This window comes from Paenibacillus bouchesdurhonensis (genome assembly GCF_900155685.1).
GTDB classification, from domain to species: domain Bacteria; phylum Bacillota; class Bacilli; order Paenibacillales; family Paenibacillaceae; genus Fontibacillus; species Fontibacillus bouchesdurhonensis.
The window spans coordinates 352,652-370,838 of sequence record NZ_LT732547.1; the positions used below are offsets into that span (position 1 = coordinate 352,652).

Genomic DNA, 18,187 nt, shown 5'->3' on the forward strand with positions numbered 1-18,187 from the left:
ACGAGCAATGACAAGCCACGTCCGAGCAATGCGCAAGCCATTTTGCTGCACGAGCAAATGAAGAAGCAACCAGCGTTCAAGCAATCGTGTCGGGTGGTCAGAAGAGCTTGACAAACCTAGGTTAGAGAGAGATAGGGAAAAGCTGGAGGTTTGAATAAGATATTGTTACATCTACAGCTGAATAAAGAGCCTGGGGCGAGCCCTAGGCTCTTTATTCTCTTGGGGAGCGGATTAACATAGGGATGAATGTGGGCTATACAGTGTAAACTGCTGCGAGCAGTAAGTTGTAATGTTCTAGATGAATGCACGAAACAGTAGCAGTGTGGTATAGAGCGGCAGTGAGGTATCCAATACTAAGAGCGCAGCTTGCTAACGGTTATAAGTTCCGCTATTGCTCCATAATGCGCGGATTTATAGATCTAACGGATGCCGTAGCCCTTATTGAGCCTAACCACCCTGAAAATAGGATGATTAAGGGCGAATAGCGGCTCTGAGATCCGTTAAAGTTGTAAAAAGCTTTGTTTTGCAACAATAACGTTATCTGTATCCGTTAGGATTCAGTAGAGCAGCCCAGATGCCAATCGATGTACCGCAAGAACGCCTCAGGGCGCCGAATTGTTGTTCGGCATGCTGGTAGTCGGCCCTGTTGCGGGAAGATATCGGCATACAGGGAATATTAGTGTAGTTAATCGCAGCAATATACAAGCGACACACAAGCAGCGTACGAGCAACGAACAAGCAACGGACGGACAGCGTACAAATGGTGTACAAGCAATATACAAGCGACACACAAGCAGCGTACGAGCAACGAACAAGCAACGGATGACAGCGTACAAGCGGTGTACAAGCAACGAGCAATCACAACAACAGGCCGCGTTTGGGATACCCTGTCCCTGACGCGGCCTGTCATTAAATTAATTGTTCTTGTAAATGAAATAGTCGAAGTCGGCTGGCTCGTTCTGGCCGGAGGTATCCTGGCATTGCATGCCTACGAATGCTCCTGTAAAGAACCCTCCGCCTTGGATGTAATCGTCGGACAGCTTATAAGAATAGAAGTTGACCGGGATGACAGTCCAATCCTCTCCATCGAAGGAGTAGGAGTAACGGTACACATCTGTTTCTACATCTACGCGCAAGTACACATATTCAACATCCGCAGGAACTGCGATTTCATTGCCTTGCAGCGGGGCAGAGAACGTAAAGTTGTCGCAAACGACGAGTTCCAGAATTCTTCCCTTGTCTTCGTTCCAGGAGATTTGGCAGGAAGTCCAGTTCTGCGTGTTATAGTAATTCACTAATCCTGCCGACTGCTGGAAGGTTGTTGGATTGAACGCTACCTTCGTTTCCGCAGTGAAATTGAAATGCTGCCAGCGTCTCGCAATGAATGCCTGCGTAAATTTGGATGTCAGCGATTCTTTACCGTACAGGCGCAGATGCCCTGGCTTGTCGGTTAGCGATACAATATTGTCGCCCAGCGGAATCCGTAAGCTTTGGAAGTGCAGATTCTGCTTGTCGCTGTCAAAATCGTCCTTCTCCGGGAAGTCCGGCTCCCATTTTACTTCCGGAATGTTAGGCCCTTCGATTTGCAGGGAAGGCTGGTTGCCGCCCACAACGTATGGCCAGTCATTCTTCCATTCCAGGCGCTGAATAGCTGTCTCTCTGCCAAGTGGGCAGAAACCGCGAGGATCAAGCAGCGGCTGACCTTCCCGGGACAGCGGTCTTCCCGTTAAGTGAACGAGGAACCATTCGTCGGTATGCGTCTGCACGATCGAAGCATGTCCAGCCTTTTGCAGCGGATTACGCGGTACGGAGAACGACGAGATAAGCGGGTTCTCTGGATGTACTTCGTAAGGGCCACGTAAGTTTTTGGAACGGGCAATCGTAGCGCAGTGGTCATACTTGGTGCCGCCTTCAGCCGTAAGCAGGTAGTAATATCCATTTAATTTATATAGGTGTGGCGCTTCCGTCAGCTTGATATCGGTTCCTTTAAAAATAATCTCTCTGTCGCCGACCAGCTTCCGCTCGCTGGCACTATATTCTTGGAGCACGATGCCGTAGAAGCTGTGGTGACCGACACGCTGATCCCACAGCATGTTGACCAAGTACTTTTTCCCGTCTTCATCATGGAATAACGAAGGATCGAAGCCCGAGCTGTTCAAGTAAATCGGCTCTGACCATTCGCCGTCGATCGTGTCGCAGGTAACGAGGTAGTTATGGCAATCCTTCCATTGTCCGTCTGTTACTTTAACATCGGTGTAAATCAGCCAGAATTGACCATCAGCGTAGGACAACTGAGGTGCCCAAATCCCGCCGGAGTCCGGATTCCCCATCATGTTGAGCTGGCTCAGGCGATTCAATGGTCTGGTGACCAATCTCCAGTTCTTCAAATCCTTCGAGTGGTAAATGCCCACGCCGGGGAACCATTCAAAGGTGGATACAGCAATATAATAGTCCTCGCCTACGCGGCAAATGCTAGGGTCTGGATTAAAGCCTGTCAAAATCGGGTTTTGAATTGTAGCCATGCTTCTTCTCCTTTAACATGTTATTTGTTTTAAAAAAGTGGGAGCTTGAATTGAGGTTCACAAAGATAAATTACCCATTTCCTTTTGAAGGATGTCAGGGTTCTATCCATGTTATAATAACTATATTGTATCAATGTTACTTGGATGATCCCATATCCATTGCATGTTGATATTTATCCAAATCGATCAAGTTGAATGTTAGCATTTATTATCCAAAAGGGGGCACGAAAAATGGAGGTAAAAATGGAGCGCATACGAAGAGAAATGATGCTTCCCGACATGGAGTCCACCTTTCGCGTGTTTGCAGCCCACTGGCGAACAGTTGACCCGGATTGGAAGTTCCCCTCGCATAAGCATCCGCTATTTGAGGTGAATTTAGTCCTTTCGGGTACGCAGGAAATGATCGTGAACCGGACAGTATATGTGCAACGGCCGGGTGATCTCCTTTTGCTGGGGCCTGACGATGTTCATGAAAGCCGAGTGCTCGGCGGTGAAGAAATGACGTATTATTGCTTGCACTTTGACGTCGATGAGATAGCGTTTCGCGAGCTACTATATCGTAAAGAGGCCTGCTATCATGCCTCGGAAAGCGAATTGGCGTCTACGATTCGGCCTGCACTCGATAAACTGATTGCATTGACGTCGGAGGAGGCGGTCGTCCGCGTCGAATCCCGTATGGCAGCCCTTTCGGCAATATTCGAGCTTTTTGCAGGAATGAGCGGAACGCTTAGCAAACGGGTTGGAGATGGGCCTCCGTCACGAATGTCGCATACTGCATCTCAGGTGGCTGCCCTGCTGGAGCAAGCTGTGGATGAGACTGCGGATGGGAGCAGAGAGGGACGGGAAATGGAGACGATCGAGTCGATCGCTGCGGCGGTAGGCTATAGTACGTCTTCCATCAATCGGATGTTCACATCTGTATTCGGCGTATCGCCTCGTCAATATATGTCCAACTTAATGCTGAAAAAGTCCAAGCTGCTGCTCATGGATCCCGAGCTGACGATCGAGGATATTTCCAGCAGGCTTGGTTACAAAAACATTGCTCATTTCAGCCGCCAGTTTAAGCGCTGGACTGGTGAATCGCCAAGCAGTTTTCGCGCTCGTTTTCACACATAGGTCTTAATGTCTAATTTTGGGTATAACATTTACAGAAGTAAAAATATAACATATACTCCTTACAGTTTGAGCCTATAAGCAGGGATTTATTTATAAAGTAAGGAGTGATTTTATCTTTGGATCAAACTTCAATTACAAATGCATCAGTGACAGACGAAAGCGCAAGTTCTAACCTCAGTTCAAATTCCTCGGGGCCTCCTCCATGGGGGAAGTATACGGGCTTTCCAGTCCAACCGGGTGGTACATTCCCTTCCGTTCCAGAACTGATCGTGTACAGCTATAGTTCATCCATTGTTTTTAGGCGCTGGGCTGCTACGATACTAGATGTTCTAGTTTTGGCAGGCTTATACGGTACAGCTATCTTTTTTAATAGCAATATTCTGTTTTACCTCGTTCTCGGATTCACTCTGCTGTATTATCTGCTGCTGGAGGGCTTTACCGGCCATACGGCTGGTAAATACATCCTGCGTATTCAGGTTGTGCGTGAGGACGGAAGGCCTCCCGGATTTGTAAAATCCCTTATACGAACGTTACTGAGGATTGTAGATACGAACCCTGGACTATTAGGCGGCTTGCCAGCCGGGATTTGTGCTTTGGTGACGAAGAAGAAGCAGCGGTTAGGAGATATGGCAGCAAATACATATGTAATAAAAGTAGCCGATTCGCACGCTATAAAGCCGCCAAGTCGTAGAACGAAGATGACATTAGCCGTTATATTTTTTACCATTATTTTATTTGCGGCAGTGCCGAACGTAATTGCTTGGACGACAACCGGTTATCCTGAAACCCAACCCAAAACTGTTATACATATGAGTGAAGATGGTAAGTTTCAGATCATGGATCGAAGCAGCCTGAAGCGTGATTCTTCGGGGGCGGCTGAGCTCGGCGCCAATTTAGCGTTATCCAATGCGTTAAACACGAGACATATCGTCGTATTCACGTATTCCAAAGAGGAGATAGGAACGGAGCATACTTTGGAGGATTTTTATCTAGAGATGCAGGATCTGCTGCGCGATAATGTGACATCTGGTTTTCAGGAGAGGAAATTCGCCGTAGACAGTGGACTCGGATATGAGATGACTTATCAGCAGACTATTGATGGAGAACCTTATATGTATATCGCGGGTTATGTGGAGACCTCGGAACATTTTCATGAAGTTACCGCTATCATGGACGTAAGGAATTATGAGAAATACGGGGCTGAGCTCCGTGCAGCCATAGCAACGTTTAGGGAAGTAGATCCATAAGTTGAATTTGTATCTATGATATATGTTATATTCATAAACCTCCAATTGAAATGGGGGTTTATTTCGTATGAATATTAAAGAATGATTTGTTTTCGTAAGAGATATGGGTTGGTATATTTGTCATAGGCTATATGTACTAAAATTGTGTTGATTTGAGCAGGAGAATTTAGGAGGATGTAGAATTATTAAGTTTATAGAATTGAAGGAACTAACAGTTATGGTGAATTAAATAAACATTGGAAGCCGTGGGGATCTTCGCGGTTTCGATATAAGACGTTAAGTATTAAAAGTACCAAAAAAGTCAAGAGTTTATAGCCCTTAATAGAATACATAATTGTTTAGGAGAGTGTTTTTGTGATGTCTCAGACCTATAAACAAGATGAGAATCTCGACATTTACATAGGAGCTAGGCCGCTGAAAGATCAAATTTATATGATTATGCCTACATATGATTTGCTCAAAGAGCAAATTGATCATATAAGATCTACCGCGCAACAGTTCGCCTCTAACAAAAATTCCGACATAGTAAAAAAGGAAAGCAATAATACGATTGGTGTATTCGGCTCCAGAGGAACGGGGAAAACTTCAGCAATTTATACCGTTCAGGAATATTTATTGGAGGGAAAAAGGGGGGAGGAAAACATCCTTCTCCCTATTATTGAACCTGATAATTTTGGGGAAAACACAAAAATTATGGGATCTATAGTTGGGCTATTGAAGGAAACGGTTAATGACCTTCTTACAGAAATACGAAAACAAAATGGTAATGAGATTGAGGAACTTAATCATTTCTATAACAATTGTGTACTTAAGGATAACAATGTACTACGACAGAAAATGGATGAGCTTATTGAATATCACTTATATACGGAGAGTCAATATCGCACGCTGCTTAGTCAGAATTATGATGATCTTGCGACACATATCAATAAGTCATCCCGCCTTCTTATTCCAGATATAAAATTTAAAAAGAAACTGCTTGCTCTTATTGATGAAATTGTGGCTACTCAGAAAAAATTGTACAAAATAGAAAAGGAAGTATTGCTTTTTATTTTTATTGATGATATCGATTTGAAAACGACCAAATGTCGGGAACTCGTAGATTCCCTCCTTCAATATGCAAACCATCCAAACGTGGTAACTGTGTTGTCTGGTGATTACAACATTTTGGTGGAGTCCTTTACAATCGCTTTGCTTCATGATGAAAATTTGAGTTTAAGTCAGCTTTCTCCTAATACAAAACTACGTGAAAGAGAGAATCGAAGCTTGGGGGAGGAGGAAGACATTACAATTCTTGAACGTAAATTGGAGCTGTCTCATGAATATTTGAAGAAAATCATTCCTCCTGCACGTAGACATCAGTTGGTCAATTGGAATATGGAAACTATCCCTCAATTTGCATTTGGGGAAATAACGTTAGCCTCTCAATTGCAATTACTCATGAGGAATAATCAAATATTTGGCTATCATGATATCTCTAAAGAAATTTCTAAAGGTAGTTTGCTGCCTATCAAGAATAGCTTTGCAATTTTTGATAAAAAAGCTCGCGGACTGGTCAATGTCTATTATCATATCCATCAAATCAATCAGATTTTGTCGAGTGCTCAATATTTGGACTCAACCCCTGAGGAACAGGAAAAAATTAAATTTATACATATAAAAGCGCTTATAGACACGATCATTCTATCTTCGGGAGAACTCATTGTTGATCAGCAGCAATTTATGGATAAGCTTATACGCTGGGGAAGTAATCAGGAAAGCTCGTATATTGATTACGAAACAGATACTCTACAACTAGAGTTACTGATTATGGGTGAGATTATCAAAGAGCATCTTCCAAAGATTCGTTATGATGAGGCCGCATTTTCTGGAATGAAAAAGGTGTTGTTTCATGAACTAGCACTTTCGGAAAGCGATAAAAGAAACGCTGCTAATGATAATAGCAGCTTCATTAAACATGCGAACAAATGGCGGTATCCGCTCTATCGCATTGTACGAGGTATTCTTATTCATACTAAACCTCGAAGCGCTCTTTTGCTACTTGAATATCTGTCACGAGCTAGTGGAGAGTCATATTATTATGAATACCATCATTCTCCAGAGCGGTATGAAAAGGATCGATTCATATTTATGAGTATATATAAGCTCAGTGTTGAGGACGAGAACTTTTTGATTGATTTGTATGAACAATCGCATAGTTTCAAAATCAATGAAGTAAATGAGAGCATAAATTTCCTAAATGATATTTGTGCTGTTTCAGCAGAATATTCACTTACAGAAAGAATGTTTGATAAGCTCCTGAGTAAATTTCGCGTTGAAGTCGATAAATCAACTGCTCCTGATGAACGCGTGAAGGCGAAGGACTTATATATTAAGAGAGAGTTATTTATAAACACACTAGTTCAGCTAAGTAATATTTTGGATATAGACAAAAATAATGATAGTAAAAAAAATAAGGATGTGTACGGTACCTTAATACATGAAGATTTATTATCAAAAGAATATAGAATGATGTTGAAAATTAATAGGAATTTTAATGAGAATAAGAACCTTTCTGTCAGTTTATTAAGAATGCTGGATGCTAGTGTAAATAAATTAGGTGATTTATTATATGAACGGTTAAGCAGTTCATATATTGTTGTAGGTATAACAAGGGAATTTAAGGATGAGTATTCGAAATTTATTAACGGGGAGAATGGAGAAAATACAAAGTACACCCGTGTAAAGAGAGAAATATCCCGGATAATTAAATTAAACCAAATTGATTCCATGAATAATTATATAAAAATTGAAGAATTTATATCTCTGTATAAGGAAATTGATAAATTGTCCAAAAATAATCGTGTGTGGTATGGACAGTACGAGGCGATTCGTTTCCTTGCTGTTATAAAAAGAACGGCATATATTGAGTCTGACTTTTTTGCGGGAAATGAAATACCATTTCTGCAAGAACTGGCAAAGTACTATAAAGGCAGCAATTTATCGATTAAAACAGATATTGAATTTGAGAAGGCAAAAAAGGACATGAGTGTTATGCTCAAAAATGCTTACGATGTAATCCGGGGAAATATAGAAGAGTCATTGGCAGAATTCGACATGTCACTGGAAGATGATGAAAACTGATGCTTAATAAAATTAATTTACTGATACACGTAGCTACTTTCCCTTTTAAGGATCTGGAGTTTTATGGGCAAGAGGAAATCCTTCAGGTTCTATCAGATACGCTGAATACTGATAGTAGCATTAAAGAAGCGGAGAAAAAGAAGAATCGGAATCGAATGGTTCAAAAACTGCACAAAAATATTTTACTCAAGTGTTCTCCAAATAGCCTGGATGAAATAAATTTATTAATGGCCAAATTTCATCCCATGCTATGTGCTACTCAAACTAACCGACCACAGCATGTGGAGTATGATCTATATCAACATTATTTCAATATTTTAGAGGAGTTTTCCGAATCGCTAATTTCTCATCGTGACGGTGAAATCATATTCAAATATTGGAAGAGTGGGATGAAGGGGCACAAAAAAAGAAAATTCGATGATTTTCTAAGCGAGTATAAAGAACAAGATAAAGTACATTTTTTTCATTCCATTAGTCGGTTTATCCCTATGGATATCCTAGTGGCTGTTCATTATTCCATCAATAGTATATATGACCCGATCCAACTGGATGGCTTCTATCAGCATGTCAATTTAGCTGATGCCCCATTGCATGATGTGCTAGAGCGTGGAGTTGCAGAAAATCATATTCATGCGACTGCTGCCTTTAATTTCTCTATTCTATGGGAATCGGTCATGAATGATAAGCAGGCAACGGATTATTTGAGAAGGTTTGAGACCAATCATCTAGCTACATCTACAAAGGTATATGAGTATATCTTGACCGCCCAATTGTTAAGAATGATTATGGTGTTATATTTGGATGAAGGCACCGATATTGAATTATTCAAATGGTTAAAAACCATGTTTGGCCAATCCTCCAGCCTTCTGCATTCGATTCATTCTATTTTGACAGGTCAGAAAAACGAATTTGAGAATGTTAGCTGCTTGCAGGAAATTATTGAGGAAGTTAAGAAAACCATTGGTCTGTATGATGGAGACAGAGATCATGACTTTATATATTCTATTATTCGGCGGGACAAGCATATTAAAACCTATGGAGAAAATATATTCCTGCAAATGGTCATGAAATACAAGGAATCTACCTCGCAATCGATCGTTATGAAAAATCATTTTGAACAGTTTTTTAGAGTATTCTTTAAATATGCTGCTATCAAAAATGAGTTTTATCAGCAAGTAACCCAGGCGACATCGATCCAGGGGCTTGATTTTTTTAGGGGGTATTTTGATCGAGCAACAGACGGCTTCAGCAAAGGAAAGAATTATTACAAAATGCTGCTTCGTACTCTATTTCAGAATTCATACCTTAAGATGGTGGAGCTCCGTCTATCCTTACAAAAAAGTGAAGGTCAAAATAGGAAGACTATTCTCAGTATACTCCAATCCTATCATGATATTTTGAAAGAAGACTATGGTCTTGGCAAGGATTTAAATAGTGACTTTCCTCGAATCGGAATCATATACCATCTTATTAAGCAAGCTGACGATATTGAGAAATGCTGGAGCTTATATGAAGCGCATAGAGATCATACGATAGAAAATCTTCATTATGGGAAAATACAGCAGACTTATTTAAGACAGATTGAAATACTACAAAGTCTGCGCAAGAGGATTCCGCTTCTTACTAACTTTATTGTCGGTATTGATGCGGCTAGTCTTGAAAATAATACGCCAGTTCAAGTCTTTTCCCCCGTTTTTGCGGAGGCGAGAGACAGCCAATATGATTCGATTAGGGTTGTTAACCGTGATGGCTACATCATGAAAAATCAAAGCTTGTTTTTTACTTTTCATGCAGGTGAAGATTTTAGACATATCAACTCAGGACTTCGACGAATGGATGAGGTTATAAGCTACTGCAAGTTCCATTCTGGGGATCGAATTGGCCACGGCATTGCGCTTGGCGTCAATGTAAAGGATTGGGTGTCTAAGAATCCAGTTGTCGTTTTGCCGCGAGGTGAATATTTAGATAATTTGCTTTGGATTTGGGGAGTTTACAGTAAGTCTACAGGCTTAGATTCTAGAACATATGTTTATCTGGAGCAACGCATTTATGAGGTGGCTAAAGAGATTTTTCAAGTTACTACTGCCTTAACGATCCCGTTATTGTATGAAGTATACCAAAGAAGATTTAAAGCTATCCGAAATGAAATTGAAAGCCTTATAACTGATAATAAATATAGTTGTTCTACCATTAGAACAAAAGATGCTCCAGATGCACATAACGTACATATATGGGGTCAGGAGAATCTGTTTTTGGCTTACCACTGCAAGCGGTATTTGGAACGTATGACAGAGCCAGTTTATGTTAATACGACAGATGTTGAGGAGAGCATGTCCGTGGATATGCAAAACTATCTGATTCAAAAAATATCAAAATCTGGTATTGTCATTGAGGTGAATCCATCGTCAAATGAGGCTATTGGAGAAATAGATTCTATCTTCGGTAATCAGTTGTTTAGAATTCAATCCCCTGACAATAGTGAATTGTCTAATATTATGGTCAATATTAATTCTGACGATCCTATGGTGTTTAATACGAATGTCAGCAATGAAATTGCTTACTTGTACTATGGGATGCTAAAACAAGGTATTGGTAAGGAAGCAGCTCTCATATGGATAGAAAAGCTCAGAAAGTCGGGAATGGACACGTCTTTTATTCGTGGAAATACTAGCAATCAGGATTATATTTATGCACTGGAGACGACAATTTCTGCTTTGGAGGATCCCTTTTATTGTGATGGATAGCATCATGTATACGATATCGTGAGTGTTAACAGAGCAGCAAAAAATATGTTATTAAGAACGTTGGTCTTTTGGATTAAGGCAATAACAATCCCCCTTCCGATCTGATGAAGATTACGAGGGGGAGTCTTTTTTATTTGGGATAAGCTTGGTTCTCCTTGCGTTTCCTGGAGGCTCGGGGCGACTGGCCAATCACCTTCTTGAACATCTTCGAGAACAGGAACGGGTCGGTATAACCGACCGAGCGGGATACGTCGCTGACGCTAAGATCAGGATTGCGGAGCAGCTCCACGGCACGGTTCATGCGATATTCCAGCAAAAAGGTTTGCAAAGATACGCCGAATTGCGCTTTGAATAGTCCGGATAAATAGGTTCGATCCAGCCCGACGGAACGGGCGATGTCCATGACGCTGATCTTCTGGCTGTAGCTGCTTTCGATCCATTCGATCGCTTTGCGTACATAGACTTCCTTAGGGTATGAGGTCTTCTTCTCCGTGGCCAAATCCGGCGGCGAGCAGGCAATCAGTTCGGCCATAACTCGGTAAAGGATGCTCTGAATCAGCACATCTCCGCCGCGCTCCGAACGAGCTCGGGCCAGGTCATCGTAAAAAGCTTCGAATACAGGGCTGTTCGAGTAGAATACAGGGCTTGCAGGAAATAGATTGGCTCTCTGCAATAATGATTTGGCATGAAGCCCCCTGAATCCGATCCAAGAATATGTCCATGGACATTGGGCATCGGCTTCGTAATAGACTAAGGTCTCCGGTGGAATGAGAAAGCCGTGGCCTCTAGTCAGTTCATAAGTTCGGTCATCAATGCGGAAGCGCCCGGAACCCTCATGGACATAATGAATAATGTAGCAGTCCCGCAGGCCGGGACCCCATGCATGCCCAGACAAGCATTCCTCCATGCCGAAGAACAGTAAATTCAAATCCATCTGATTTTGGAACGTCTCGTTAAAGTGAACAATATCGATGCGGCTCACCTTTGCTTTCCCTCCTGGCTGTACACATCTATGCTATTTGCATTATAACAGGTTCCATATAGGAGATAAACGAAGTATACGAATTATTAAATGGGATTATGACATGTTTTAGCGGGAAAGAGCCATGTTCATCCTTCAGCTTTGCGCTTATAGTTAAGGTACATTTTAACGAATAGTGGAGGCGATAAAGCAATGGCGAAAATTACATTTATGGGCGCAGGAAGTACGGTTTTTGTCAAAAATGTTCTCGGAGATGTCATGCTGACAGAATCATTGCAGGGCTTTGAGCTCGCTTTGTACGATATCGATATGGAGCGGCTAAGAGATTCGGAAAATCTGTTGAACAGCCTCAAAGCATCGCTAGGCAGCACCTGCGTTGTAAAGGCTTACAGCGACCGCAAAGAGGCGCTCCGGGGTGCAAAATATGTCATTAACGCGATCCAGGTGGGGGGATATGACCCGTGTACGATAACAGATTTTGAGATACCAAAAAAATACGGCCTGCGGCAGACAATTGCCGATACCTTGGGGATTGGCGGCATTTTCCGCAACCTGCGGACGATTCCAGTCATGCTTGATTTCGCCAAGGATATGCAGGAGGTATGTCCAGATGCCTGGTTCCTGAACTACACGAACCCGATGGCGGTACTGACGAATGTGATGAATACGGCTGGCGGCATTAAGACGGTGGGGCTATGCCACAGCGTGCAGAAATGCATTCCCGAGCTGTTCGGAGCACTAGGCTTGAGCGAAGAGGGATTGGAGACGAAGATCGCAGGAATCAATCATATGGCCTGGCTGCTGGAAGTCAAGCGCGACGGAAAGGATCTGTATCCGGAAATTCGTAAGCTTGCCGCTGAGAAGCAGAAGGAGAGCCACCATGATATGATCCGCTTTGAGCTGATGCTGCGCTTTGGCTACTATGTAACGGAATCATCAGAGCATAATGCGGAGTATCATCCGTATTTCATTAAACGCAATTATCCTGAGCTGATCGAGCGTTTTAACATTCCGTTGGACGAATATCCACGGCGCTGTATTGAGCAGATTGAAGGCTGGAAGGAGCAGCGCGAGAAGCTCTTTGCCAGCAAAAATATCGAGCATACCCGCAGCCTGGAATATGCCTCGTACATTATGGAGGCCATGGAGACGAACCGGCCATACAAAATCGGCGGAAACGTGATGAACACGGGGCTTATAACTAATCTCCCGCAGGAAGCTTGCGTAGAAGTGCCTTGTCTGGTCGATGCCTCAGGCATAACGCCGACCTACGTCGGAGCTCTGCCGCCGCAGCTTGCCGCTTTGAACCGGACGAATATCAACACGCAGCTGCTCACCATCGAAGCAGCCGTCACCGGGAAGAAGGAGCATATCTACCATGCAGCGCTGCTTGATCCACACACGGCGGCTGAGCTTTCAATCGATGATATCGTTGCCATGTGCGATGACCTGATCGAGGCTCATGGAGATTGGCTGCCGAAGTTCAAATAGAAGAGATTAATGCTACCCTTTATTCGATTCTAGCTATTGCTATTGACGGTACTTGATAAGGTTTGTTATTATTTGGTCAAAATGACGAGGAACGTCTTCAATCACCATTGCGTGGTTTGGGGGCGTTTTTTTTATTTTCCAAGTCGTTTTTTATTTTACTAGTTTGATTGGAGGGGAGTTATCTCAGATGATGACTTTTGTGGAAGCGCACACAGCTTTTATTCAAGATCATTTGAGTCGTCGAATCGGTGAGCGAAGGAGCAGACTGGAAAGAGGGCATGGATATGGGGAAGTCCTTTTTGCGGAGAATATATGGTGGCCGCTAAAAGGAAACTTTGATGATCTTCATCCTGAATATGGACTTCTGTCAAGAAAGTGGACACCTATTAAGTGAAAGTTTACGCCGTCTCCTTCTTGAATTGCGCAGCAAATTGAACCGGCGACACATAGCCGATTGAACTGTGGATTCGTTTGCGGTTGTAGAAAAATTCAATGTACCTGTAAATGGTCTCGTAAGCCTGTTGTTTGGTCTTGAACTTCGTTCTGTAGATGAGTTCTTTTTTCAAGATGCTGTGAAATGACTCGATACAAGCGTTATCGTAGCAATTCCCTTTACGACTCATGCTAACCTTCATGGAATACGATTCCAGCTTGTCACGGTACTCCTTCGATGCGTACTGTGAACGCGATCGGAATGGTGAAGCAATCCCTTACCTGGTTTTTTCGCATCATATGCGGCTTCTAGAGCATCTAAGACAAGTTCTGTTGTCATCCGGCCGTAAAGCCGCCTACCCACGATCTCGCGTGTGCACAGATCCATCAGACTAGCCAAGTACAGCCGTCCTTCTCGGCAGGGGATGTAGGTAATATCTGCAACCCACACTTTGTTCGGTTCAGATACGGCAAAGTTCTGGTTCAACTCATTGGGAGCAATGGGTGAGTCATGATTGGAATCGGTCGTCTGCACCTTAAATTTACGGGAGACACAAGAACGCAACCCCAGTTCTTTCATGTAGATGCTAACTGTGCGCTCCGCGACCTGGATACGCTCTTTCCACAACATTCGGGTAATCTTAGGACTGCCGTAGCGTTCCCCGGAGTCATGAAAATGATACTTGACTCTCTCCAGAACCTTCGCCTTTCGAAGTTTCTGCTCGCTAGGCAATGCCTTTTGCCACTTGTAGAAGCCACTCCGAGACACTTGTAAAACCTTGCACATCTTCTCCACCGAAAACTCGGAGCGATGTTCTTCAATGAATTGGAATCTCAATTCCTTTCTTTGCTGAAGATGTGCAGCGCCTTTTTTAATATAGCGAGTTCTTCCTGGAGATCTTGATTTTCCCGCTCCTTCTCTTGATTCTCCAGTTCCTTATTACGCAGTTGTTGTTCGAGTTGACGCACTCTCTCCGGTGTGACTAAAGATTCCAGCTGGATTTCATCGCGGTAAAGTGCTTTCCAGTTGTGCAACACACCGGCAGATATACCGAGTTCTTCGGCCAACTGCGGCATGGACTTACTTTGCTCTAAAATATACTTCACTGTCTGCTTCTTAAACTCTTCACTGTAACTATTACGTTCCATCCGGACATCTCTCCCTTAAGAATTATTATCTAGGTTCACTTAAGGACTGTCCACTTTTTATTCTAGTTGCAGTTCTACAGTTGGTTGCTCCCGATATAGCAAATGTTAATGAACCAAGTGTACGAAGTACATGTAGATACAGCTATCTTTTCATAGTTATGTAGCTAGTTTGCCGAGGCTCTGTTCAGCGGCTAAATTGTCAATGCTGTGCAAAATAGTTAATTTGTAATTGCTGTGCGAAATAGTTAATTCATAATTGCTGTGTTGATTAGTTGTCTGGTGGCGGCAGGTCAATTGCTAAATTTGGAATGTTCAACTTGGAATGCCGGATGCAATCAAAAAAGGGGCTCCTGTGCTCTAATAAGAGCAAGGATCCCTTTTCTTGGGTAATGAGTGGGCGTATAGCCGGATACCTGTGTAAATGTGCAACGGGCCAATCGAATGAAGGCGCGCCGCATAGGTGTGTGCACATATCCGGCAAGCGTTTCTCGTAACCATTCAACTTAGAAGTTCATATAAATAAATTCCTGCGATTCGCCCGAGAAAAATAGGATGCCTAGGACGATAGCTATGATGACAATGGCTCCACCGACCGCTGTTCCCAGCATCATCAGTGCTCGGCCGACACGATGACTGAGGCGATTGGTTTTTGCTTGGGCTAGCTTGGCACTACGAGTTTGTAATTCCATATTGCGTCAACTTCTTATATAAAATTTCGCCGAACATCTTGTTGCCTTCATCCAGGAGGTGGGACGGGTCGCGATATAATTTATGCGGGATTGTATTCTCTTTCCCTTTGTTAAATTCAATATAAGGATAGCCTCGCGATTCGATCAGCTCCTGATAAGCCCCCATCACCTTATTGTAGTCTTCCCAATTCAGCAGCTTTTTCTTGGTAATATGCTCTTTATCGAGCGGAGCTGAATAGAAAACTGCTGTCTTGTCATGCTCCTGCAGCAGATCAAGCGTCTTCTCGATCATAAACAGGCCGAAGCTCTCGTCTTTATCAAACGGCTTATTCCAAACGTACAGCTGTTTGAAATGGTTGTCGATCTCTTCTTTATGTTTGTCCTGCATTTTATCATACGCCGTGTACATCGGAGTATAGCTCGGCGTTACGCCATTTTTCTTGTCCTGCTCGTTTTTGATTTCCCGGCGGATTTTCTCCATCGGAGTACGTGTCTTGAACAGCTTGTAGCTGATCACATCGCGATCATGATACAACGTCCATTTGCTTAGGAAATTGGATGTTGCCCAGTTGTGAATCTCGCTGGGGAGCGACTGGCGATTCTTATCCGGGAATTCATTCAGCCAGCTCCGCGGAATGTTCTGATCCAATTTCGTAATGAGGGACGGATACACGGTTACGTTAGGCTCATTATCTGATACAACGGCGATTCCGTAGTTGATTTCATATACGACATAATCGACTTCATCTATGATGGAGGCGAGCACGGCATAGGTCTCGGTGAACCTGCCGCCGGTAAGCCCCATATTGAGTATGCGGCTGTCCTTCAGATGAACCTGGAGAACTCCGGCAGAAGTGTTGGCCCCTTTCATCACCGTCGTTCCGAAGACCGTAGAGGGCCCGAATAAGCCGACTACCTGCTTCCCGTCATCCGGCTGCTCCTTCAAATATTCAATCCAGAGCGGCGTATAGACGATTGAGTCGTAAGCCGGAACCCGCAGTTCTTTTTTCGCATGGGTCACGACATCCTCTTTCATATGATCCACAATCGGACTTGCTCCGTCACTAATTCCGATCAAACCTGCGATAGCAAGCGAAACCATCATGACGGTTACCGTCTTATTCATGAATAAATTCGGCACTTTGTAAACCTCTCTTTCTTTCAATGCTTAATATCGTAAACCAAGCAAGCGCAGCATTAAATCCCATCCGTCCACGATCGGCAAAATGAAGAACACTCGGCTCATCGTTACGCCAAAAAACGTAATTAGAATAGCGATCAACGTTGTTCCTGGCTTCAGCCATTTCGGAACAGGCTTCAACTTAGGTTTGATTTGCTTCACATGGAATCTATGAATACATAACATCACGCCATGAAACATTCCCCAGACGACAAAGTTCCAAGCTGCTCCGTGCCATAGACCGGATACCGTCATCGTAGCCATCAAATTCAGATAGACTCTCGGAGCGGCCACGCGGCTGCCGCCGAGCGGAAAATACACATAGCGGGTGAGCCAGGAGCCCAGAGAGATATGCCAGCGATTCCAGAACTCGGCAACACTGCGAGCGAGGTATGGAAAACGGAAGTTCTCTGGAACGACGATACCGAACAAGCGCGCTGTACCAATAGCAATGTCTGAATATCCTGAGAAGTCGAAGTATATAACAAACGTATAAGCGATCAGTGAAATCCATAGCGTTCCAATATCAGCTCCGACAATCCCGGCTTTAGAGTAGACCGGCTGAGCCAACAGATCGATTGAGCCTGCCAGTACCAGCTTCTTGAACATACCAAACCCAATCCGGGTAACCCCAATCAAAACATGGTTGATCTGGAATTTGGCTTTGAGCTGCGGGTAGAACACCTGGAATTGCTTGATGGGGCCCGCGACCATCGTTGGGAAGAAGAAGATGAACGACAGCAGCCCCTCCGGTCTATGCTCCGGCAAATTTCCGCGCTTGCGTTCAACCAAGTAATGAATGAGCTCGAACGTAAAATAAGAAATCCCTAACGGGAGGACGATTTGTTCCGCCTTCGGGAAAAACGGCTGCTGCATAAAGGCGAACAGGTCATTTAAGGTATCGAGCAGCATATTCGTATACTTGAAATAACCGAGCACGAGAATAACCCCGATGATTGCGGCGGGGTAAATCCAGCGTTTACTCCACTTGGCAGCGGCCTTGACGACGATAATTGCGATGACGACCTCGGCCAGCAGCAAGAAGAGGTAGGAGCCTGCGTAGTAGTAATAAAAAGTGACGCCTGCGGCGAACAGCACCCAGGGTCTGATTCGATGCGGCATAATGTGATACGTGACAACAGCCACGAGCACGAACAGCCAGTATATCCAGTCTGTATAAATCATAATATTTCGTTTCCACCATCCAAGTTGTTTACTGTCTCTACTATTACTGCTTGTTCATGATAGCACAACATGAACGTACCCGGTTATATCAAAATTCGCTAAATGCACCAAATAACTGGAATATGAGTTTTGTTCAGAATACAAAATTCGCCAAATTACAATACATATCCTTCTTTTTAATATAAAAAGACGCATCGCATATAGTCTATAGATTAGACGCGTTTGCCGCACAAAAGTTCCAGTATTTGCGGATCGCAATCGAGATCTGCGCGAAAATCGCTGTCTGCGTATAGCACGAAAAAAACGCTGCCTGCATACAATAAAGTA

13 protein-coding genes are annotated in these 18,187 nt (G+C 43.5%); 5 read left to right on the forward strand and 8 right to left on the reverse strand.

All coding sequences use genetic code 11. The features are described from left to right. Positions 1-914: 914 nt before the first annotated feature. Positions 915-2,522 (reverse strand): glycoside hydrolase family 43 protein, encoded by a 1,608-nt coding sequence (locus CZ379_RS01615; RefSeq protein WP_110930000.1) that lies wholly within the window; start codon positions 2,520-2,522, stop codon positions 915-917. Positions 2,523-2,753: 231 nt separating this feature from the next. Between CZ379_RS01615 and CZ379_RS01620 the strand changes: the two genes are divergently transcribed. From CZ379_RS01620 to CZ379_RS01635, 4 genes are all read left to right on the forward strand, one after another. Beyond that, positions 2,754-3,638: an AraC family transcriptional regulator gene (locus CZ379_RS01620; RefSeq protein WP_110930001.1), complete on the forward strand. Its 885-nt coding sequence runs from the start codon at positions 2,754-2,756 to the stop codon at positions 3,636-3,638. A 116-nt stretch (positions 3,639-3,754) separates the two neighbouring features. Next, positions 3,755-4,885 carry an RDD family protein gene (locus tag CZ379_RS01625; RefSeq protein ID WP_199925400.1) on the forward strand — a complete coding sequence of 377 codons (1,131 nt, stop codon included), beginning with the start codon at positions 3,755-3,757 and terminating at the stop codon, positions 4,883-4,885. Between the two features lie 357 nt (positions 4,886-5,242). Then, positions 5,243-8,008 (forward strand): hypothetical protein, encoded by a 2,766-nt coding sequence (locus tag CZ379_RS01630; protein WP_110930003.1) that lies wholly within the window; start codon positions 5,243-5,245, stop codon positions 8,006-8,008. After that, positions 8,008-10,752, forward strand: coding sequence for an amidohydrolase family protein (locus CZ379_RS01635; RefSeq protein WP_110930004.1), 2,745 nt, complete (start codon positions 8,008-8,010; stop codon positions 10,750-10,752). Before CZ379_RS01630 ends, CZ379_RS01635 begins: the two co-directional genes overlap by 1 nt. A 130-nt stretch (positions 10,753-10,882) precedes the next feature. On the opposite strand, the gene CZ379_RS01640 is transcribed toward CZ379_RS01635, so the two are convergent. Continuing rightward, positions 10,883-11,734, reverse strand: a complete 852-nt coding sequence (locus CZ379_RS01640) for an AraC family transcriptional regulator (RefSeq protein WP_110930005.1) — start codon at positions 11,732-11,734, stop codon at positions 10,883-10,885. Positions 11,735-11,926: 192 nt separating this feature from the next. Between CZ379_RS01640 and melA the strand changes: the two genes are divergently transcribed. After that, a complete protein-coding gene (gene melA / locus CZ379_RS01645) occupies positions 11,927-13,225 on the forward strand; it encodes an alpha-glucosidase/alpha-galactosidase (RefSeq protein ID WP_110930006.1) in 1,299 nt (432 codons plus the stop codon). Between the two features lie 398 nt (positions 13,226-13,623). Here the strand turns inward: melA and CZ379_RS01655 are convergent, their stop codons facing one another. The 6 genes from CZ379_RS01655 to CZ379_RS01680 all read right to left on the reverse strand — a co-directional run bounded on the left by CZ379_RS01655 (position 13,624) and on the right by CZ379_RS01680 (position 17,860). Beyond that, the gene (locus CZ379_RS01655; RefSeq protein ID WP_234404776.1) at positions 13,624-13,848 is read right to left on the reverse strand and encodes an IS3 family transposase; all 225 of its coding nucleotides are present in this window, start codon (positions 13,846-13,848) and stop codon (positions 13,624-13,626) included. An 8-nt stretch (positions 13,849-13,856) separates the two neighbouring features. Further along, on the reverse strand, positions 13,857-14,495 hold the full coding sequence (locus CZ379_RS01660) for an IS3 family transposase (protein WP_234404777.1): 639 nt from the start codon (positions 14,493-14,495) through the stop codon (positions 13,857-13,859). Continuing rightward, entirely contained in the window at positions 14,492-14,806 is a 315-nt protein-coding gene (locus CZ379_RS01665) for a transposase (RefSeq protein WP_110930010.1), read from the reverse strand. The genes CZ379_RS01660 and CZ379_RS01665 overlap by 4 nt, the downstream gene beginning before the upstream one ends. Positions 14,807-15,309: 503 nt before the next feature. Continuing rightward, the gene (locus CZ379_RS01670) at positions 15,310-15,495 is read right to left on the reverse strand and encodes a hypothetical protein (RefSeq protein ID WP_110930011.1); all 186 of its coding nucleotides are present in this window, start codon (positions 15,493-15,495) and stop codon (positions 15,310-15,312) included. Continuing rightward, entirely contained in the window at positions 15,476-16,636 is a 1,161-nt protein-coding gene (locus CZ379_RS01675) for a hypothetical protein (RefSeq protein ID WP_110930012.1), read from the reverse strand. The genes CZ379_RS01670 and CZ379_RS01675 overlap by 20 nt, the downstream gene beginning before the upstream one ends. A gap of 27 nt (positions 16,637-16,663) precedes the next feature. Beyond that, positions 16,664-17,860, reverse strand: a complete 1,197-nt coding sequence (locus CZ379_RS01680) for an MBOAT family O-acyltransferase (protein ID WP_110930013.1) — start codon at positions 17,858-17,860, stop codon at positions 16,664-16,666. Positions 17,861-18,187: the final 327 nt, after the last annotated feature.